Origin of the sequence: Rhizobium sp. LCM 4573 (assembly GCF_001854865.1) — a bacterium.
Classification (GTDB): Bacteria; Pseudomonadota; Alphaproteobacteria; order Rhizobiales; family Rhizobiaceae; genus Neorhizobium.
Window position 1 is genome coordinate 131,909 of the sequence record NZ_MDDW01000029.1, and the last position, 17,699, is coordinate 149,607.

General features: G+C 61.1%; 19 protein-coding genes. 13 read left to right on the forward strand and 6 right to left on the reverse strand.

Features of this window, described 5'->3' with window-relative positions; translation table 11 throughout:
- Positions 1–52: 52 nt before the first annotated feature.
- The 3 genes from LCM4573_RS25155 to LCM4573_RS25165 form a co-directional block, all read right to left on the reverse strand.
- A complete protein-coding gene (locus LCM4573_RS25155) occupies positions 53–625 on the reverse strand; it encodes a PRC-barrel domain-containing protein (RefSeq protein WP_071009339.1) in 573 nt (190 codons plus the stop codon).
- 228 nt (positions 626–853) lie between these two features.
- On the reverse strand, positions 854–1,741 hold the full coding sequence (locus LCM4573_RS25160; protein WP_071009340.1) for an SMP-30/gluconolactonase/LRE family protein: 888 nt from the start codon (positions 1,739–1,741) through the stop codon (positions 854–856).
- 33 nt (positions 1,742–1,774) lie between these two features.
- The gene (locus tag LCM4573_RS25165) at positions 1,775–2,545 is read right to left on the reverse strand and encodes an SDR family NAD(P)-dependent oxidoreductase (RefSeq protein WP_071009341.1); all 771 of its coding nucleotides are present in this window, start codon (positions 2,543–2,545) and stop codon (positions 1,775–1,777) included.
- Between the two features lie 360 nt (positions 2,546–2,905).
- Between LCM4573_RS25165 and LCM4573_RS25170 the strand changes: the two genes are divergently transcribed.
- From LCM4573_RS25170 to LCM4573_RS28165, 11 genes are all read left to right on the forward strand, one after another.
- Positions 2,906–3,637 (forward strand): LuxR family transcriptional regulator, encoded by a 732-nt coding sequence (locus LCM4573_RS25170; RefSeq protein ID WP_071009342.1) that lies wholly within the window; start codon positions 2,906–2,908, stop codon positions 3,635–3,637.
- A 331-nt stretch (positions 3,638–3,968) separates the two neighbouring features.
- Complete coding sequence (gene apbC, locus LCM4573_RS25175) at positions 3,969–5,123, forward strand: iron-sulfur cluster carrier protein ApbC (RefSeq protein WP_071009343.1); 1,155 nt, start codon at positions 3,969–3,971, stop codon at positions 5,121–5,123.
- Positions 5,124–5,454: 331 nt separating this feature from the next.
- Positions 5,455–6,426 (forward strand): magnesium transporter CorA family protein, encoded by a 972-nt coding sequence (locus LCM4573_RS25180; RefSeq protein ID WP_071009344.1) that lies wholly within the window; start codon positions 5,455–5,457, stop codon positions 6,424–6,426.
- A gap of 15 nt (positions 6,427–6,441) precedes the next feature.
- The gene (locus tag LCM4573_RS25185) at positions 6,442–8,343 is read left to right on the forward strand and encodes a potassium transporter Kup (protein WP_071009345.1); all 1,902 of its coding nucleotides are present in this window, start codon (positions 6,442–6,444) and stop codon (positions 8,341–8,343) included.
- A 407-nt stretch (positions 8,344–8,750) separates the two neighbouring features.
- Positions 8,751–9,908, forward strand: coding sequence for a cell wall hydrolase (locus tag LCM4573_RS25190; RefSeq protein WP_198539788.1), 1,158 nt, complete (start codon positions 8,751–8,753; stop codon positions 9,906–9,908).
- Positions 9,909–10,157: 249 nt separating this feature from the next.
- Positions 10,158–10,523 carry an AtpZ/AtpI family protein gene (locus tag LCM4573_RS25195; RefSeq protein ID WP_071009346.1) on the forward strand — a complete coding sequence of 122 codons (366 nt, stop codon included), beginning with the start codon at positions 10,158–10,160 and terminating at the stop codon, positions 10,521–10,523.
- A 59-nt stretch (positions 10,524–10,582) separates the two neighbouring features.
- Complete coding sequence (locus tag LCM4573_RS25200; RefSeq protein ID WP_046796019.1) at positions 10,583–11,335, forward strand: F0F1 ATP synthase subunit A; 753 nt, start codon at positions 10,583–10,585, stop codon at positions 11,333–11,335.
- A gap of 68 nt (positions 11,336–11,403) precedes the next feature.
- Complete coding sequence (locus tag LCM4573_RS25205; RefSeq protein ID WP_046796018.1) at positions 11,404–11,631, forward strand: F0F1 ATP synthase subunit C; 228 nt, start codon at positions 11,404–11,406, stop codon at positions 11,629–11,631.
- A gap of 78 nt (positions 11,632–11,709) precedes the next feature.
- Entirely contained in the window at positions 11,710–12,384 is a 675-nt protein-coding gene (locus tag LCM4573_RS25210) for a F0F1 ATP synthase subunit B (RefSeq protein WP_071009347.1), read from the forward strand.
- A 4-nt stretch (positions 12,385–12,388) separates the two neighbouring features.
- On the forward strand, positions 12,389–12,874 hold the full coding sequence (locus tag LCM4573_RS25215) for a F0F1 ATP synthase subunit B (protein ID WP_071009348.1): 486 nt from the start codon (positions 12,389–12,391) through the stop codon (positions 12,872–12,874).
- 134 nt (positions 12,875–13,008) lie between these two features.
- Positions 13,009–13,386: a hypothetical protein gene (locus LCM4573_RS28165; RefSeq protein ID WP_157895536.1), complete on the forward strand. Its 378-nt coding sequence runs from the start codon at positions 13,009–13,011 to the stop codon at positions 13,384–13,386.
- A 155-nt stretch (positions 13,387–13,541) separates the two neighbouring features.
- On the opposite strand, the gene LCM4573_RS25225 is transcribed toward LCM4573_RS28165, so the two are convergent.
- Complete coding sequence (locus tag LCM4573_RS25225; protein ID WP_071009349.1) at positions 13,542–14,213, reverse strand: ribonuclease HII; 672 nt, start codon at positions 14,211–14,213, stop codon at positions 13,542–13,544.
- 237 nt (positions 14,214–14,450) lie between these two features.
- Positions 14,451–15,608, reverse strand: a complete 1,158-nt coding sequence (locus tag LCM4573_RS25230) for a PA0069 family radical SAM protein (protein WP_071009350.1) — start codon at positions 15,606–15,608, stop codon at positions 14,451–14,453.
- Between the two features lie 130 nt (positions 15,609–15,738).
- Between LCM4573_RS25230 and LCM4573_RS25235 the strand changes: the two genes are divergently transcribed.
- Together LCM4573_RS25235 and LCM4573_RS25240 are read left to right on the forward strand one after the other, a co-directional pair.
- Positions 15,739–16,257: a glycosyl transferase gene (locus tag LCM4573_RS25235; protein ID WP_071009351.1), complete on the forward strand. Its 519-nt coding sequence runs from the start codon at positions 15,739–15,741 to the stop codon at positions 16,255–16,257.
- A 177-nt stretch (positions 16,258–16,434) separates the two neighbouring features.
- Positions 16,435–16,767, forward strand: coding sequence for a hypothetical protein (locus LCM4573_RS25240; protein WP_071009352.1), 333 nt, complete (start codon positions 16,435–16,437; stop codon positions 16,765–16,767).
- A 17-nt stretch (positions 16,768–16,784) separates the two neighbouring features.
- Here LCM4573_RS25240 and LCM4573_RS25245 read toward each other — a convergent pair whose 3' ends face one another.
- A complete protein-coding gene (locus LCM4573_RS25245) occupies positions 16,785–17,696 on the reverse strand; it encodes a 4-(cytidine 5'-diphospho)-2-C-methyl-D-erythritol kinase (protein ID WP_071009353.1) in 912 nt (303 codons plus the stop codon).
- Positions 17,697–17,699: the final 3 nt, after the last annotated feature.

Sequence of the window (17,699 nt, forward strand, 5' to 3'; positions counted from 1 at the left end):
GTCGCCCTTGTTGGTAACCGGATTATTCGGAAGGCCTAATCGTTTCCCGGCATCAGTTCTTCGGTGCCGGGGTGGTCGTGCCGCCGGTGGTCGAGGACGTAGTCGTTGCGTCCTGGGCCGAACGCTGGTCTTCCAGCGTCATGAATTCCGGTGCTGCCTTTAGAGCTTCCGCGGTTTCGCTGGTCGTCAGACGTACCTGATTGTTCTCGGCGTCGCGCGACATGGTGATCTTTTCCATCGGAACGGCGACGTCTTTTTCGCCTATTCCAAGGAAGCCGCCGACGCCGACCACGGCAGCGACCACGCCGCCATTTTCTTCGATGATCAGGTCGTTAACATCACCGATGCTTTCGTTGTTCGGGTTATAAACCGCCTTGCCGATATAGTCATTGGCGCTGATCTGGGTATCGGACTGTTCCGTCAGATAACCGCCGGAAGCTGCCGCGGTGTCAGGCGACGGCGCCGCGGGGGTTGCCGGTGCCGGTGCAGGAGCAGGATCGGCAGGCGCCGAAGGCTGAGCCGGTGCCGGCGTAGACGGAGCGGGGTTCTGGGCGAAAGCCGGTGCCATGGCGGTCGAGGCCGTGAGGATGGCTGCGGCTGCCATTGTGCTAAGGGTCTTCTTCATGTCGAACCTACCTTCCTCTCGATGGTTTCGGTTGGTTTCGGTGAACGCGCGGTTCCTCCCGGACAGGAGACTCCAAGCCGCGCCGGTTCGACAGGAAAATGATCCCTCAACGGATTAGTTCCGCAAATATTGCCGATTTTTTAGGCGAAATTTGCGGAACATTTCTTGTTTTCAGTGGTTTGGAACGTCTTTTTTCTTTTAGGTCAATCGCGCTCGACTGCGCGGACCTTAAAGCCGGTAGGTCGGATCGGCGGCCCCGCGGATGGGGATATCCAGCTCAAAAAGCGCTCCGGCGAGCGGATTGGCGGCGCGCCCTGCCTCGTCCAGTCCCTCCCAGGCAGATGTAACCGCCAGTCGCCCGGCTCCTTCGAGAACGAAGACGGGGCAGCTGGTGTGCTTTGCCGGCAGCAGATATCGCGCGAGCCGGCGCCCGGAAGTGTCATATTCGTCGACTGCGCCTTCGCCCCAGCGGGCATTCCAGATATGGCCGTCCAGGTCACAGACGGAGCCGTCCATCCCGCCCGGTTCATCGCTGGTATCCGTAAGAACCGTCGCCTCACCAACCGGCAGGCCGGTGGAGGGGTTCAGCGGCACGGACATAAGACGGTTGGCGCGGGTATCGACAAAATAGCCGATCGAGCCATCCGGCGAGAAGCAGATGGAATTCGTTATGCTGATATTTCCGAAAAGCTTCGTCACCACGCCGCCGGCAACATGATAGATAGCCCCCGCGCCTGTTTCGGACCGCTTGCTCATGGTGCCGATCCAGAGACTGCCTGAAGGATGCGTCCTGCCGTCGTTCGAACGATTGCCGGGCTTGTCCGGCTCGAGCTGGACATAGGGAGAAAGCGCGCCGCTTGCCCGGTTGCGGATGAACAATCCTTCGTCCGAGGCGATCAGCTGCCTGTCGGCATCGATCCGGGCAAGCACGCTTCCCATGAAAGGCAGGGCGTGTGCCTGCTCCTCTCCCGAGGTGATGTCGAGCTCGTGCAGCGTCTTGCCGAGAATGTCGAACCACCACAGCGTGTCCGTATCCGGATCAAAACTCGGTCCCTCGCCGAGGTTGCACAGCGTGGAGGAAAGGACTTTTCCTTCGAACGTATGGATTGGGGTCATGTGATGCGGGCTCCGCTGTCCTGGCGAGATAGGTTAAAGAACGCCGCCATCGACGACCAACGTCTGCGCGGTGATCGCGGCCGAGGCATTCGAGGCGAGAAAGAGGCAGGGGGCCGCGATATCCTGCGGCAGAAGGCTGCGCTTCAGGCACTGTCTGGCAATCATGGCGGCGATATCCTCCTCCGAATGCCACAGCCGTTTCTGCCGCTCCGTCACGACCATTCCCGGCAGGATGGCGTTGACGCGGATGTTCTCCGGCCCGAGCCTGCCTGCAAGGCTCTTGGTAAGCCCGACGATGCCGGCCTTGGCGGTCGTGTAAGAGGGCATTTCGCCCATGTTCAGAAGATAGGAGATCGAGGAGAAATTGACGATCGCACCGCCGCCGGCGGCGCGCATGTGCGGAAGTGCGGCCTGCGCGGTGAAGAACATCTGCTTCAGGTTGATCGCCTGATTGTTGTCCCAGTATTCCTCGGTGACGCGGTCGATATCGTGGCGGTCGTCCCAGCCGGCATTGTTGACGAGAACCGAAAGCGAGCCCATCGTTCGCGCCGCTTCGTCCACCGCGGCGCGGGTTTCCTCCACCTTGCGCAGGTCGGCCTTGAAATAGGTGACCGGATGCTGCGAACGGGCAGAGAGGCGGGAGGCGAGCGCGCGGCTTTCATCGTCTGCGATATCGATGATCGCCACTCTCGCGCCCTGGTCCACGAAGACTTCCGTCAGCGCCGCGCCGATGCCGGAGCCGCCGCCGGTAATCAGGACGCCGCGGCCGGCCAGATCCGGATGCCGCACGATAGATTCGGTCAAATTGCTTCTCCTCCTCCCAATTCCTCGCTGGCGCTTCTTCTAGCGCGGGAGCAAGACGGAAGACAAGCACGCGGCTTGCCGGGAAAGGCTGGTTAGTCCCGCGCAAGCAAGATATGAAAGAAGCGATTATCTATCATTATGATTTGATGCAGGCGATCGCATTAGGCATTCCTCCGAATCGGAAGTAGTAATAAGCAGGTAGGACGCGTACCGCGGGAGAGATCGACCAAGCTGATGCAAGATTGGGGTCGAATGTGGTTCGCGATGGAGCTGTCGTGATGGGAARGGCCGGCTTCGACAGATGAACGAATGCCCGGAAGGCCATTCCTCCGGTGGATCGAGAGCAAAGAAAAGCGGGCGATGTCCAAGACTGAAAAAGTAGGTGAGGCTGCCAGAATAGACGATGATCTCGATGGGATCGCCCGTCTAAAGACGCAGTTCGACGTTTTCCGCTACATGAAGCGGATTACCGATTCCTACGCGGCCCGCACCTTCATGGTCGTCAACCTGCCCCCTTTTTCCTCGCTGGAATTGTCTGGCAATACGATCATCACGAATTGGCCGAGCGAGCTGCTTTCGCTTTTCGACCGTCAGGGCCTGCTCCAGACCAGCCCCGTCATCCGGCGTCTGCGTCGCACGACCGCTCCTTTCATCTGGGATACGGACAGCATCGCCGAGGAGAGGGGAAGTACGGTTTCGAAAAACCTCTTCGAACGCTTCGGGCTGAGATGGGGCGCCTGCTTCCCCGTTCACGATGTCGCGGGCGGGCGCGGAGCGATAACGCTCGCAGGTGACGGCCCTGTCTTCTCCCCTCAGCAGATGATGGAGCTGAGCTACATCTCCATTCATGTGTTCAACCGGCTGTCGGAGATCCGCAATGTCGATAACCGCGCGGTTGAACTGCTGACGGACCGGGAGATCGACTRCCTCAATTGGACGGCGGCAGGCAAGACGAGCGTCGAGATCGCGGAGATCCTCGGCCTTTCCGAGCATACGGTGAATCATTACCTCAATCGAGCGGCGAGAAAGCTCGATACCGTCAACCGCACGCAAGCGGTTGCGAAAGCCCTGCGGATCGGCCTCATCAAATAGCCTTTGCCCGTTTTTTGAACATGGGCAGAAAATAATCATTTCAATTTGGGGCAACTCGGCTCGCCAAAGCGCGCGATCTTTTACCTCGATTGGCTGAAATGACGGAAATAACGGGCAATCTTCCCATCTGGCATGTTTCGTGCTTCTCTAGGGGGCAGGTCCAGAGGGGACTGACAAGCGTCCCAAGAGGCGCGACGAAGAAAACCGCCGTCCGGTTAGGCGCCATCCGGCTGCCGGCCGGACGGCGGCTCTTTATATCTCCGATCGTCTTGCTGCATGTCCTGGCGACCTCCTATATAGGCCGAAAAGGCACTTGAGGAGTTTGGAAGACATGCCCGATGTGACGAAGGAACAGGTTCTGGAAACGCTCCGCAAGGTGCGCGGCCCGGACCTCGAGGGCGATATAGTCTCGCTCGGCATGGTCTCGGACGTCTTCATTTCCGATGGCAAGGCCTATTTCTCCATTACCGTTCCAGCGGACCGAGCCAGGGAGCTCGAGCCCCTGCGCATGGCCGCCGAGCGCAGCGTGACGGCGATGCCTGGGATCAAGGGGGCTCTGGTGACGCTCACGGCCGACCGCAAGGCGGGCGCGGCACCTGCCGCCGCTCCGGCTCGTCCGCAGCCGGCTGCTTCTTCGCAGACACATGCGCATCCCCATCCTCCTCAGGGGCAGGCGCGGGAGAAGGCCGGCGTGCCGGGCGTCGGCACCATCATCGCCGTCGCCTCCGGCAAGGGAGGCGTCGGCAAGTCCACGACCGCCGTCAACCTCGCATTGGGGCTGAAAGCCAACGGGCTCAGGGTCGGCATACTGGATGCGGATATCTACGGGCCGTCCATGCCGCGGCTGTTGAAGATTTCGGGCCGACCGGAACAGATCGGTAACCGCCTCATCAAGCCCATGGAAAATTACGGCTTGAAGGCCATGTCCATGGGTTTCCTCGTGGACGAGGAGACCGCGATGATCTGGCGCGGGCCGATGGTGCAGTCAGCCCTGATGCAGATGCTCCGCGAGGTCGCCTGGGGCGAGCTCGATGTGCTGGTGGTCGATATGCCGCCCGGCACCGGCGATGCCCAGCTCACCATGGCCCAGCAGGTGCCGCTGGCGGGAGCCGTGATCGTCTCGACGCCGCAGGATCTGGCGCTCGTCGATGCCCGCAAGGGCATCAACATGTTCCGCAAGGTGGAGGTGCCCCTGCTCGGCATCATCGAGAACATGAGCTATTTCATCGCTCCCGATACCGGCAAGCGCTACGATATCTTTGGCCATGGCGGAGCCCGCAGCGAGGCTGAGCGGATCGGCGTGCCGTTCCTCGGCGAGGTCCCGCTGACGATCGATATTCGCGAGCGTTCCGATGCGGGAACCCCTGTTGTCGCTTCCGATCCCGAAAGTGTCTCGGCAGGGATCTATCGCGAAATCGCCGCCAAGGTCTGGAGCGAGCTGAAAGGCCAGGCGGCAAGACCGGCGCCCGCGATCGTTTTCGAATGAGCGCATAAAGAAAAGAGCGCATTCCTATAAAGACGCATAGAAGTTCGTGGCGGTCCTGAAAAAAACGCGCCTTCGACTTTCGTTTGGGGCGGCTTCGTTCTGCATTCAATCCAAGTCATTGATAGGCAGCGGAAATATCCGCGCCGAAAGAGTGGCTTGAACCTTTCATCCTGCCGAGTCATGTTGCGCCGCAAACGACCTGCCTTAGGCGGCTCTTGATTTTGGCGGCGGCTGTCTTTATAGCCGCCTCCCGCCGTAGTCGACGTTTCCATGAAGGAACCGCAACACCGGTTTTCGTTCGAGGCCGACGATCTTCGGCCGGAGATACGATTTGATCAATGCCTATCGCGCCAATGGCTCCCTTACGACGCTTGCGCCGGCGGATTCGCTCCGCGCTCTTCCCGACGACATAGTCTGGATCGACCTCGTACACCCGACGAAGGAAGAGGACGCCTATGTCGAGGGTCTGATTGGCATTCAAATTCCGACGCGCGACGAGCTGAAGGATATCGAGCCCTCAAGCCGGCTTTACATCGAGGACGGTTCGGTTTTCATGACCGCCTCGCTGGTCTGGAAGGCGGACACCAACATTCCGGAACTCACCGATGTCGCCTTCATCCTCTCCGGCGGCCGTCTCATCACCATCCGCTATGCCGAGCCGAAGGCATTCCAGCTTTTCATCGGCGCGCTCGGGCGGGTCCCGGCGGACCTGCGCGACGGAACCACCTTGCTCGCCAGACTGCTGGAAACCATCGCCGACCGGACTGCGGAGGTACTTGAGCATGCGGTCATCCGCATAGACAGGCTCTCCGACGATATTTTTCGGGATCGTGGCAAGCGGCGTCCGCCGCGTTTTCTCGAAGGCAAGCTTGCCGATATTTCGGAACATCACCGGCTGATCAGCAAGGTGCGCGATAGCTTGGGGTCGCTTTCCCGCCTACTCACCTTTCTTCTCAACGTGCCGAGGATCGAGGAGAGCAAGCACGACGGCAGCCTGTGYAGGACCGTCGCTCACGACGTGGAGACACTTTCCGAGCACGCAGCCTTCATCGCCGGCAATATCTCATTCCTGCTCGATGCCTCGCTCGGCCTCATCAATGTCGAGCAGAACGCCATTATCAAGATATTCTCGGTGGCTGCCGTCGTCTTCCTGCCGCCGACACTCGTCGCTTCGATCTATGGCATGAACTTCAATTTCATGCCGGAGCTTCAGTGGTACTTCGGATATCCGCTCGCGCTCTTCGCGATGGTGATGTCCGCCGTTGTCCCTTTCTTCTTCTTCCGTTGGAAAGGCTGGCTTTAAAGTCAGAAGAGCCTTATGGGCCACTCCACTTATTCCGATACTGCCGAAGAACCGCGTAGCCAGGGCCTGTTCGCGCTTGCGCTCGGCTCCGTCGGCGTCGTTTACGGCGATATCGGCACCAGTCCCCTCTATGCATTTCGCGAGGCGCTGAAGCCGATTTCCCATGACGGCGTGACCCAGGCGGAGATCATCGGCTTGATCTCGCTGATCATCTGGACGCTGACCATCATCGTCACGATCAAATATGTGCTCTTCCTGCTCAGGGCGGATAACGACGGCGAAGGCGGCACTCTTTCCTTGCTCGCGCTCCTCACCAAGGCTGGGAACGGACATAGGGCGTTTCTGATGCTGCTCGGCCTCATCGGCGCAGCCCTCTTCCTCGGCGATGCGATGATCACGCCGGCACTTTCGGTGCTTTCCGCCGTGGAAGGGCTGAAGCTGGTGGCGCCCACCATGGAAAACGCCATTCTGCCCATTTCGATCGGCATCCTGATCGGGCTTTTCATGATCCAGTCGAAGGGCACGGGCCTGGTCGCGCGCTTCTTCGGACCGATCACGGCGCTGTGGTTCATCGTCATGGGTGCGGGCGGCATCGCCCATATCTTCGATGATCTCAGCATCCTTGCCGCCTTCAATCCGCTGCATGCGGTGGAATTCATGCTGAGGGAAGGCTTTATCGGCATCGTCGTGCTCGGTGCCGTTTTCCTGACCGTCACGGGGGCGGAGGCGCTATACGCCGATCTCGGACATTTCGGCCGCCGGCCGATCCAGTGGGCCTGGTTCCTCCTGGTGTTTCCGGCATTGACGCTGAACTACCTAGGGCAGGGAGCCCTGGTGCTGAAGCATCCGGAGGCCATGTCCGATCCCTTCTATCTGATGTTCCCGAAATGGGCGCTGCTGCCGGTGGTCATCCTCGCCACCGCCGCGACGATCATCGCCAGCCAGGCGGTCATTACCGGGGCTTTCTCGCTGGTGCGGCAGGGCATTCACCTCGGCTACCTGCCGCGCATGCAGATCCTCTTCACCTCCGAAACCAATACGGGGCAGATTTTCCTTCCCTCGGTGAACACGCTGCTGCTCGTCGGCGTCATCGCGCTCGTTCTCGGCTTCGGAAGCTCGGAGGCGCTTGCCACTGCCTATGGCATTTCGGTGACCGGCGCGATGGTGGTGACGACGCTGATGGCCTTCGAGTTCGTTCGCCTGCGGTGGAGATGGCCGCAGAGCTTCGCGATCCTGACCCTCGCGCCGCTGCTGGCGCTGGAACTGGTCTTCCTCGGCGCCAATCTTCTGAAAGTGCACGACGGCGGCTATGTGCCGGTCATGATGGCGATCGTCTTCACCATCGTCATGTGGACCTGGAAGCGCGGCAGCGCCATCCTCTTCGACAAGACCCGCCGCATCGACGTGCCGCTCGAAACCTTCATTCCGATGATCGAGAAGAAGGGAGAACATGCTCCCGTCACCGTGCCGGGCATCGCTATCTTCCTGACCAGCGATCCGGAGACCGCGCCGGCTGCGCTGCTGCACAACATCAAGCACAATCATGTTCTGCATGAAAAGAACGTCGTCCTGACGATCAGGACGATCAACAAGCCGCGGGTGTCTTCCAGGGATCGCTTCAGGGTCGAGAAGCTCTCGGAGCGGTTCACCCTCATCGAATTGCGCTTCGGCTTCATGCAGACCCACAACGTCTCCCAGGCTCTCGCGCAGCTTCGCAAGAGCGGGTTCAAGTTCGACATCATGTCGACGTCGTTCTATCTCGGTCGGCGCAAGCTGGTGCCGGATGCCGAATCGGGCATGCCCATGTGGCAGGATCGACTGTTCATCGCGCTCGCCAACACGGCCACCGATCCCTCCGATTATTTCCGGCTTCCCGCCAATCGCGTGGTGGAGCTCGGCTCGCATGTCATCATCTGACCGCTGACATTTATGTGAGCTGCGCGAGAGCAAAGGATGCTCAAATGGAATCGCACTGCGGCAAGGATTTTTAGTCAGGATCGAGGCTTTCGGCGAGGTCGTACACAGACGTACGGCGAGACCGAAAGCCGAAGATAATGGCGAAAAATCATGCCGCCCGCAGGGTTTGCCGAAACCGGCCGCCCGCATTGTCAAGCGGCTTGGCCGTATGCTTCGGCTACGACGCGCGCCGCTCTCCTCGCGGATCGAACCGGTTTGGGCAAACAGTGCTGATCCCATTTGGGCATCCTTTGCTCTAAGCCCCATTTCAGGGCGATTGTGCCGCCGCATTAACCGCTCATCAAGGTTAATGGATGATTCTTTCGAGGATCATCATTGCCTTGTGGAGTTGGCCGGTGTTGCGTTCGATGAGCGTTTTGCGTCGCAGGTTCCCGTCCCATATGGACGGATGGGCTTCCCCCGCCGTCTTCGGCCTTGCCTGCTGGCTCATCTTTCCTTCCGTGCCCGCCCAGGGCGATCTCGCCGACCTGCTGACCGGTTTCGACCGGAAGGGCGAGCAATGGCGGATGGTGATGACCGATTCTCCCGCCGGCTCGATCCACACGGCGTCGCTCGCCTTTCCGGGCGGCAGGTCCTCCGGTGATGCGGGCATCACATTGCCGGACGGGCGCAAGGTGGCGCTCGCGGGAGGTAAGGAAGGCGGCGATCCGCGTCCCGATGAGGCGCGCGTCAACCGCGCGGCCAAGAAGGGCCGCGTCATGGCGGTCGAGCCGATGCTGCCGCCAAGGGCTTTTTCGGCCGGTTCCATACTCCAGCGCAGCAGCAGCCTGATGCGCCCGCCCTTGCCGAGGGAGGAGCGGACGGCCTTTGCTCATTCCGCAAAGGAGGCGAAGGAAATCGAACTCGCCTCCTTTTATTTCCGTAGGAAGGAAGACAAGCGCGATCCGGTGGTCTCGCCGATGATCGCTGGCCTCGTTACCAACAGGGATGCCGATATCCTCGCGACCGCCTATGCGCCCTCGGCGCCGGATTTCGCGCGGCAGTCGCCCTTCGACGCCATTCTGAAGGATAAACCGAACGGCGGTCGGTTCATTCCGCCGATCGGGCCGGAAGATCATGCCTGGGCGGCGACCCCGCTGCCGCCTGAGGTCTTTTCCGCTCGCGAGCAGCAATGCCTTGCTTCCGGCATCTATTTCGAGGCGCGCGGCGAATCCGTCCGCGGCCAGGCTGCCGTTGCCCAGGTGATCCTCAATCGGGTACGCAATCCCGCCTATCCGAAGACGATCTGCGACGTCGTCTATCAGAACGAGGATTGGCGCAACCGCTGCCAGTTTTCCTTCGCCTGCGACAATATCAAGGACCGAGTCCGCTCCGAATATCACTGGAAAATGGCGCGCGAAGTGGCCATGGCCGTCACCGCCGGCAAGATATGGCTGACCGAGGTTGGCTCCTCCACCCACTATCATGCCGTCTATGTGCGTCCGAAGTGGGCGCGCAGCATGAAGAAGGTCGGCCGCATCGGCCTGCATGTTTTCTACCGAACCTATGGCGGCGGTTGGAGCTGAGAGGCGCCGATTCCCGCGACAGTTTTACCTTGATCCGGTTGTGTCGCTGCTAAGCCTCTGATGTTCTTAAGTTAATTAACCTTGAATGAAGCGGTGTGGATGCCTTGACTATACCGGCGGGCAAAACTATGTTGCGCGCGACTTGAAAACGGGCCGGAAGGCGCGAAATCCACGGTGGCGGCATGTTTTTGGCAGTCGGAACGGTTCACGAACCGGCTACGCCAGGGATCTGCGCCCGGGAGGACGCGAATGACGGATGATCGTGACGATAGTCTGGAAGAGCGCCGGAAGCGCTTGTCGGCGGAACTCGCGGGCAGGCGTGCGGATGACGCGGCAGAGGCGGCCAGGGACGCGAGTTCCGAGGAAAGCCGAAGGGGCATGGCCCTGGGCTTCAAGCTGTCTTCCGAGTTCATCTCCGCGATCGCGGTCGGCGCTATTCTGGGATATCTGCTCGATCGTTTCGCCGGTACGTCGCCGTGGGGGTTGGTCGTTCTGCTTCTCCTCGGCTTCTGTGCCGGCGTGTTGAACGTGCTCCGATCTGTCGGGGTGGTGGCTCCGCCGCCGACCTTTCAGAAGCGGGGCGACAAGGACAAGGCGGGAACGGGCGGCCTCTAGGTCTCCCGGTGTAATATAAAGGTCAGCCGTCGTGGGCGGCGCAGGCAAAGAGGTAGACGGTGGCTAACGATCCGATCCATCAGTTCCAGATCCAGAAGATCGTTCCGATCGAGATCGGCGGCATCGACTTTTCCTTCACCAATGCTTCTCTTTTCATGGTTGCGACCGTCGCTGCGGCGGCCGGTTTCCTCTATTTCGCCACCTCGCAGCGCGGGCTGATCCCCGGCCGTGCGCAGTCGGTCGCTGAAATGTCCTATGAGTTCATCGCCTCGATGCTGCGCGAAGGCGCCGGCAGCCACGGCATGAAGTTCTTCCCGCTCGTGTTCACGCTGTTCATGTTCGTGCTGACCGCCAACATGCTCGGCATGTTCCCCTATTTCTTCACCGTCACCAGCCAGATCATCGTCACCTTTGCGCTCGCGGTTCTGGTGATCGGCACGGTTCTGGTCTACGGCTTCTACAAGCATGGCCTTCACTTCCTGAAGGTCTTCGTGCCGAGCGGCATTCCCGGTGTCCTGCTGCCGCTGGTCGTCGGCATCGAAATCATTTCCTTCCTCTCGCGTCCGATCTCGCTCTCCGTTCGTCTTTTCGCGAACATGCTGGCAGGTCACATCACGCTCAAGGTTTTCGCAGGCTTCGTTACCTCGCTCAGCGCCCTCGGCGCGCTCGGCATCGGCGGCGCCATCCTGCCTCTCATCATGACGGTCGCCCTGACCGGTCTCGAGTTCCTCGTCGCCTTCCTCCAGGCCTATGTCTTTGCGGTGCTGACTTGCATGTACCTCAATGACGCGGTCCACCCCGGCGGGCACTAAGGATAACTACCCATTGGCGTCCTGAGGCGTCAGTCATCAGCCGCAACACCCATTCGAAGGAGTTCATCATGGAAGCGGAAGCAGCAAAGTTCATCGGCGCGGGTCTGGCTTGCTTTGGCATGGCCGGCACGGCTCTCGGCCTTGGCAACATCTTCGGCAACTACCTGTCGGGCGCCCTGCGCAACCCGTCTGCCGCTGACAGCCAGTTCGGCCGCCTGGTATTCGGCTTCGCCGTTACGGAAGCTCTGGGCATCTTCTCGCTGCTCATCGCTCTCCTCCTGCTCTTCGCAGTCTAAGAGCTTGCCAGGATCGGGATCACGGCCGCTTTAAGAAGCGCGCCGTGATCCTTCGCATTTGGAATACACCTGGAGGTGATGATGATCGTGACCCCGGCATTAGCGCAGACTGCGCCGGCCGCCACTGAAACGCCTGCAGCGCCAGGAACGGCGCCGGCCGGCGATACTCATGCTGCGCCTGCGGGCGATACGCATGCGGCCCCCGCCGGCGAATTGCATACCGAGACCGGCGTCGCCCATGGCGAAGAGCACGGAACGGGCGTTTTCCCGCCCTTCGACTCGACCCATTTTGCCTCGCAGCTTCTCTGGCTCGTCATCACCTTCGGCCTCTTCTATCTCCTGATGAAGCGGGTCATCGTTCCGCGTCTCGGTGGTATTCTCGAACACCGCCATGACCGGATCGCCCAGGATCTCGACGAGGCCTCCCGCCTGAAATCGGAAGCCGATACAGCGGTCGAGACCTATGAAAAGGAACTTGCTGCCGCCCGTTCCAAGGCCAACGGCATTGCCGAAACCGCGCGCGAAGCGGCCAAGAGCAAGGCCGCTGCCGATCGCGCCGCGATCGAGGCGGAACTGGCCGAAAAGCTTTCCGCCGCCGAAACCCGGATCGGCGAGATCAAGGCCAAGGCCTTCGCCCAGGTCGGCGCCATTGCAGAAGAGACCGCGACGGCGATCGTCGATCAGCTCATCGGCAAGGACGGCGGCGACGACATCAAGACCGCGGTTGCCGCGGCAGCGAACGGAAAGGCCTGATCCCATGGCGTTCGATGCAACATTCTACGCCCTCGTCGGCCTCATTCTCTTCTTCGTGCTCATCATCTATCTGAAGGTGCCGGGCATGATCGCAAAGTCGCTCGACGAGCGCGCCGCAAACATCGGCAACGAACTGGCGGAAGCAAAGCGTCTTCGCGAGGAAGCCCAGGCGCTGCTCGCCGAATATCAGCGCAAGCGCAAGGAAGCCGAAGCCGAGGCTGCCGATATCGTTGCCGCAGCCGAGCGCGAGGCCGCCCTCCTGACAGAGGAAGCGCGGCAGAAGACGGAGGAATTCGTCGCCCGCCGCAACGCGCTTTCCGAGCAGAAGATCAAGCAGGCCGAAGCCGAAGCGATCGGCGCTGTCCGCGCTGCCGCCGTCGATCTGGCGGTTGCTGCTGCCGAGAGCGTCATTGCCAAGAAGGCCGATGCCTCCACCCGGAACTCGCTCTTCAAGGACGCCATCGATCAGGTGAAATCCCGCCTGAACTGAAAGGCGTAAACGGAATTCAAAAAAGCCGGGCATTGCCCGGCTTTTTTATGAGATCCAACCAGTCGGATCCAGGGCAGACCGTTGCTCCGTCAGTTCGATGCCGGCCGTTAATGCCACAGATGCCTCAGCCGGGGATGCTGCTGGATATCGTCTGGCGAGGTAAAGACGGCGCCATCCCAGCCGCTATTGCCGGCAAGTTCAATAATCTCGGGCTGATCATCGAAGAAAAGTGGCCGTTCTTCCGAGCTAATTGCGAGTGCGCGATTAATGGCTTCGAAGAACCGGATATCTTTCTTTGGGTGCCCGATTTGAGCGCTGTAGAACATACGATCGAAGTATCCGGAAAATCCGAGATCGTTCCAAAGATAATGCGAACATCGGCCAGGGCGTCCCGCAAGTCGCGGCGACCGGTAATGCAATCGAACATTGGTGAGCCGGTTCGCGAACCGTGGGCGCCGAAAAATAGCTTTGGAATGCGTCTTTGTCGACGCCCAGATCGGCCTGAAGGTTGACATCCCATGGCTTGCGCAATGCGCCGTTTGCGTGCCAGCCATCTATGAGTACCCCATCGACGTCAAAGAAGATTTTCATCCTTGTCCCCGGAGGCTTCGAGTTTGAAGGTTTCAGCGCTTGGGCTGGGCCGGACCAATCGTCCACGGCAATAACTTTACTCCTCCCCCAGAACGCCATCCTTCTTGAGCGGGCGAAAACTCATGCGGTGGAGCAGGCAGGGACCATGAGTGTCGATGCCGGCGCGGTGCTGCGGCGTTCCATAGCCGGCATGATTGGCAAAGCCATAGGCGGGGAACACCTGATGCGCCCTTGTCATCATCCGGTCGCGGGTCACCTTGGCGATGATCGATGCGGCGGCGATGGAGACGGAGCGGGCATCTCCCCGGATCACCGCCTTGCCGGGGCAGCAGAGCCCAAGCGGCACGTCGCGGCCGTCGGTGAGCACATAGGCCGGCGTGACGGAAAGCCCGGCGACAGCGCGGCGCATGGCGTCAAGGCTCGCGCGCAGGATGTTGCGCTCATCGATATGCCGGGGGCCGGAAGCCGCTATGGATACCTCGGCGGTTGCCAGGATTGCCTCGAACAGGTTCTCCCGCTGGGCGGCGGTGAGCTGTTTGGAATCGTTCAGTCCGTCCGGAATGTTGTCGGGATCGAGGATGACCGCAGCCGCCACCACCGGCCCTGCAAGCGGGCCGCGCCCAGCCTCGTCGGTACCTGCGACAGGCCAGTGGCCGGCTTTCCGCGCCGCCAGTTCCAGGCTGAAATCCGGAACGAGAGGGACTTCCTCGAAGAGCATCGGAGAATCGGGCGGCGTGCGGGTCAACATGCGGCAGAGACTCGCACGCCGACCCGATCTCCTGCAAGCCCCGGCAAGCGATTGCGGCTTCGCTATCCACCGAGGGGCGTCGGTGGGCCGGGGGCATTTCGGCACGGGACGGTGGCGGGGACGTGCCGAAAGGGGTTGCATGCACGGAAAGCGCGGGAACTTTTTTCCGAGGGCATGCACGAAGAAGAATTCAAACGCATCGCCTGGGCGTTTCCGCAGGCGAATGCGCCTTACCGTTCAGAGCAGCGAAAGCTGGATGCCGCCTCCATCCGGCCTGACGAAGAGGTCGTCGCGAAGCGGCAGGCCACGGCGGGTGAGGCCAAGCCGCTTTGCCGCCATCTCGAACCTGCGTCCGATCTGCCAGGCATAAGGGCCGGCCCCCTTCATCCGCTTGCCCCATTCGGCATCGTAATCCTTTCCGCCGCGCATCGAGCGAACGAGAGACATCACATGCCGGTAGCGGTCCGGATAGCTGCGCAGCAGCCAGTCCCGAAAGAGCGGGCTTACTTCAAGCGGCAGGCGCAGCAGCACGTAGCTTGCCTCGGTGGCGCCGGCCGCATGCCCGGCATCGAGAATCCTTTCGATCTCGTGATCGTTGAGCGCCGGTATCACGGGCGCCACCATGACCGCCGTCGGAATACCGGCATCGGTCAGTGCCTTGATGGCGTCGAGGCGCTTGGGAGGGGTCGAGGCACGCGGCTCCATGGTGCGGGCAAGCTTGCGGTCCAGCGTCGTCACCGAAATGCCGACCTTGGCGAGCCCCTTGGAGGCCATGTTCGAGAGAATGTCGATATCGCGGGTGATGAGCGCCGATTTCGTGACGATCGCGACCGGATGATGGGCCTTCTGCAGCACTTCGAGGATCTGCCGCATGATGCGCCATTCCCGCTCGATCGGCTGATAGGGATCGGTATTGGTGCCGATTGCGATCGCCCRCACCTTGTAATCCGGCTTGCTGAGCTCGCGCTCGAGCAGCTTCGGTACATCCGGCTTCACGAAGAGCTTCGATTCGAAATCGAGCCCCGGCGAAAGCCCCATATAGCTGTGGGTCGGGCGGGCGAAGCAATAGATGCAGCCGTGCTCGCAGCCGCGATAGGGATTGATGGAACGGTCGAAGGAAAGGTCGGGAGATTCGTTGCGGGTGATCGCCGTGCGCGGCTTCTCCACCTGCACTTCCGTCTTGAACGGAGCGAGTTCCTCGATCGTCTGCCAGCCGTCGTCGAATACCTCGCGACGCTCCTCCTCGAAGCGCCCACTCGGATTGAGGCCCGCGCCTCGGCCACGGCGGCGATCGATCTCGATGCGCAGGCCGGAAGAGTTGACCAGCGCATCGGCAATATCTGCCGTATGGGCAGGCGCGAATGCAGCCTGCCGCAGTTGGGACAGCTCGTTCATGGAACACTCCTGCCGGGAAAATCTCCCGTTCGTGATGATTAAATTCCTAGGTCAAAAACGAGAACATTGCAAGAACAAAATTGGGAAAGGTTTTCTGGCATTCCGGGATGCGATGCGTTAAGTCTTGGCTATGCTGACTGTGATCATGGAATGCCGCGACCAGGAATCGGAGCTGGCGCAGACGCTTGCCGGCCTCGTTCCCGCTGCGGTGGAGGGGCTTGTCAGCGATGTGGTCGTGCTCGATCACGRCTCGCGGGACGGTTCCTCCCACGTGGCCGATGCCGCCGGCTGCCGCTTCYATGGTGATTGGGACATCAAGGATATATTGGGTTCGGTGCGCGGCGAGTGGCTGCTTCTGATGGAGCCTGGCGCGCGGCTGCAAGCGGGTTGGATCGACGAAGTCCACGAATATGTAGCGCTCAACAAGCTGCCGGCGCGTTTTTCTCCCGCCCGCGGCTACCGGCCGACCTTTCTTCGCCRCATCGGCCGCAAACAGCCGCCTCTCGAATACGGTTTCCTGCTGCCGAAACGGCAGGCGGTGGCGCTCGCCAGTTCCGGCATGAATCTTGTCGCTCTCGCGCGTGGCCAGAGGGCATCGAAACTCGCAAGCGAGATGATCCCGGCCTGGGTGGCCAAGGCGGCTCGATAACGAAGACTGCTCCCGCTGATTTCCATGGAAATGGAACGCATTCGGGTTCATAATGCAGGTTGCGCCGCCGCATTGAGAAAACCTCTGGCGGCAGGCCGCGAAAATGCCGGGTAACGGCAGAACAGGTTAGCGGAAGGCTCCTCTTCCGCCGGGTTATCCGGCGAAAGGAGATGCGTCATGGAACGCAGCATGATCCGCAGACTGACGACCGCAGCCGTCGTGCTGGCGGCGGCGCTGGCATATCCCCAGACAGCAGGATCGCAAGTCGCCCATAGCTGCGCCGACCACTCCGAAATGRTCGAATTCCTGGCCAGAAACTACTCCGAAAAGCTTTCGGCAGTCGGGTTGATCAACCAGAAGGCAATCATCGAGGTCTATGTCGGCGAAAGTGGCAGCTGGACGATGCTGGTGACCAATGTGAACGGCATGAGCTGCATGATCCTCAGCGGCGAGGGCTGGCAATCGGTTCCGGTTCTTCCCGGCACGAAAACCTTAAGTCCGGCTGAATAGCCGCCTTCGTCGTCGGCTCAGGCGGCGTTCCCTGCAACGGTCTCCGCCGCCTGGAAATACCAGCCGGGCTTCCGGCGTCCGAGGTTTTCGGCTGCTATTTCGGCTGCTTCGATCGAGGAGAATATCCCGAAACAGGTAGCGCCCGACCCGGACATGCGGGTGAGAAGCGCGCCCTCGGCTTCGATCATCGCTGTAAGCTCGCCGATCTCCGGCACCAGCGTTTTTGCCGGCTGCTCGAGATCGTTGCGAAGACCTGTGAGATAGGAGAGCCAATCGCCCGGCTGCGCCTCGATCGGCGGATTGTCCCGCCGCGCGAGATACCGGAATATGTCGGGCGTGGAGACGCCGATAAGCGGATTACCGAGCACCAGCGCGAAGGATGGCAGAGAGGCAAGGGGTGTCAGCTCCTCGCCGATCCCCCGCGCCATTGAGGGTGCGCCCTTAAGGCACATGGGCACGTCCGCGCCGAGGGAAAGCGCGATCGCGGCAAGTTCCGTCTCGGGAAGGTGGGCATTCCAGAGACGCATGAGGCCGCGCAGGGTGGCTGCCGCATCCGCCGAGCCGCCGCCGATACCCGCCGCGATCGGCAGGTTCTTTTCGAGATGGATCGTGACAGGCGGTGCTTCGCCGCCGGCGGCGATGACAGCCTGCCTCAGCCGGTCGCGCGCAGCCAAAACCAGATTGGGCTTAGGATCACCGGAGAGCATGACTCCGAAGCGCCCCGATACCGAAAAATCATCATCTGCCGCAGGCGAGAAAGAGAGCCTGTCGGAGGCCTTGGCAAAGGTAACGATGCTTTCCAGCAGGTGATAGCCGTCAGCGCGTTGCCCCACGACGTGCAGGGCAAGGTTGATCTTGGCCGGTGCCGGCTCGAACAGTGTTGCGCCGGCTTCACGGCCGGCGCTGGTCGAATGCGTGCCGGAAGGCATGCG

What these genes read in the sequence shown, in the direction of transcription:
- LCM4573_RS28165 (WP_157895536.1), top strand. Translation starts at nt 13,009, where the DNA reads ATGCTGCTGGATATCGTCTGGCGAGGTAAAGACGGCGCCATCCCAGCC.
- LCM4573_RS25245 (WP_071009353.1), bottom strand. Translation starts at nt 17,696, where the DNA reads ATGCCTTCCGGCACGCATTCGACCAGCGCCGGCCGTGAAGCCGGCGCA.
- LCM4573_RS25225 (WP_071009349.1), bottom strand. Translation starts at nt 14,213, where the DNA reads ATGTTGACCCGCACGCCGCCCGATTCTCCGATGCTCTTCGAGGAAGTC.
- LCM4573_RS25190 (WP_198539788.1), top strand. Translation starts at nt 8,751, where the DNA reads ATGAGCGTTTTGCGTCGCAGGTTCCCGTCCCATATGGACGGATGGGCT.
- LCM4573_RS25185 (WP_071009345.1), top strand. Translation starts at nt 6,442, where the DNA reads ATGGGCCACTCCACTTATTCCGATACTGCCGAAGAACCGCGTAGCCAG.
- LCM4573_RS25155 (WP_071009339.1), bottom strand. Translation starts at nt 625, where the DNA reads ATGAAGAAGACCCTTAGCACAATGGCAGCCGCAGCCATCCTCACGGCC.
- apbC (WP_071009343.1), top strand. Translation starts at nt 3,969, where the DNA reads ATGCCCGATGTGACGAAGGAACAGGTTCTGGAAACGCTCCGCAAGGTG.
- LCM4573_RS25160 (WP_071009340.1), bottom strand. Translation starts at nt 1,741, where the DNA reads ATGACCCCAATCCATACGTTCGAAGGAAAAGTCCTTTCCTCCACGCTG.
- LCM4573_RS25205 (WP_046796018.1), top strand. Translation starts at nt 11,404, where the DNA reads ATGGAAGCGGAAGCAGCAAAGTTCATCGGCGCGGGTCTGGCTTGCTTT.
- LCM4573_RS25210 (WP_071009347.1), top strand. Translation starts at nt 11,710, where the DNA reads ATGATGATCGTGACCCCGGCATTAGCGCAGACTGCGCCGGCCGCCACT.
- LCM4573_RS25215 (WP_071009348.1), top strand. Translation starts at nt 12,389, where the DNA reads ATGGCGTTCGATGCAACATTCTACGCCCTCGTCGGCCTCATTCTCTTC.
- LCM4573_RS25195 (WP_071009346.1), top strand. Translation starts at nt 10,158, where the DNA reads ATGACGGATGATCGTGACGATAGTCTGGAAGAGCGCCGGAAGCGCTTG.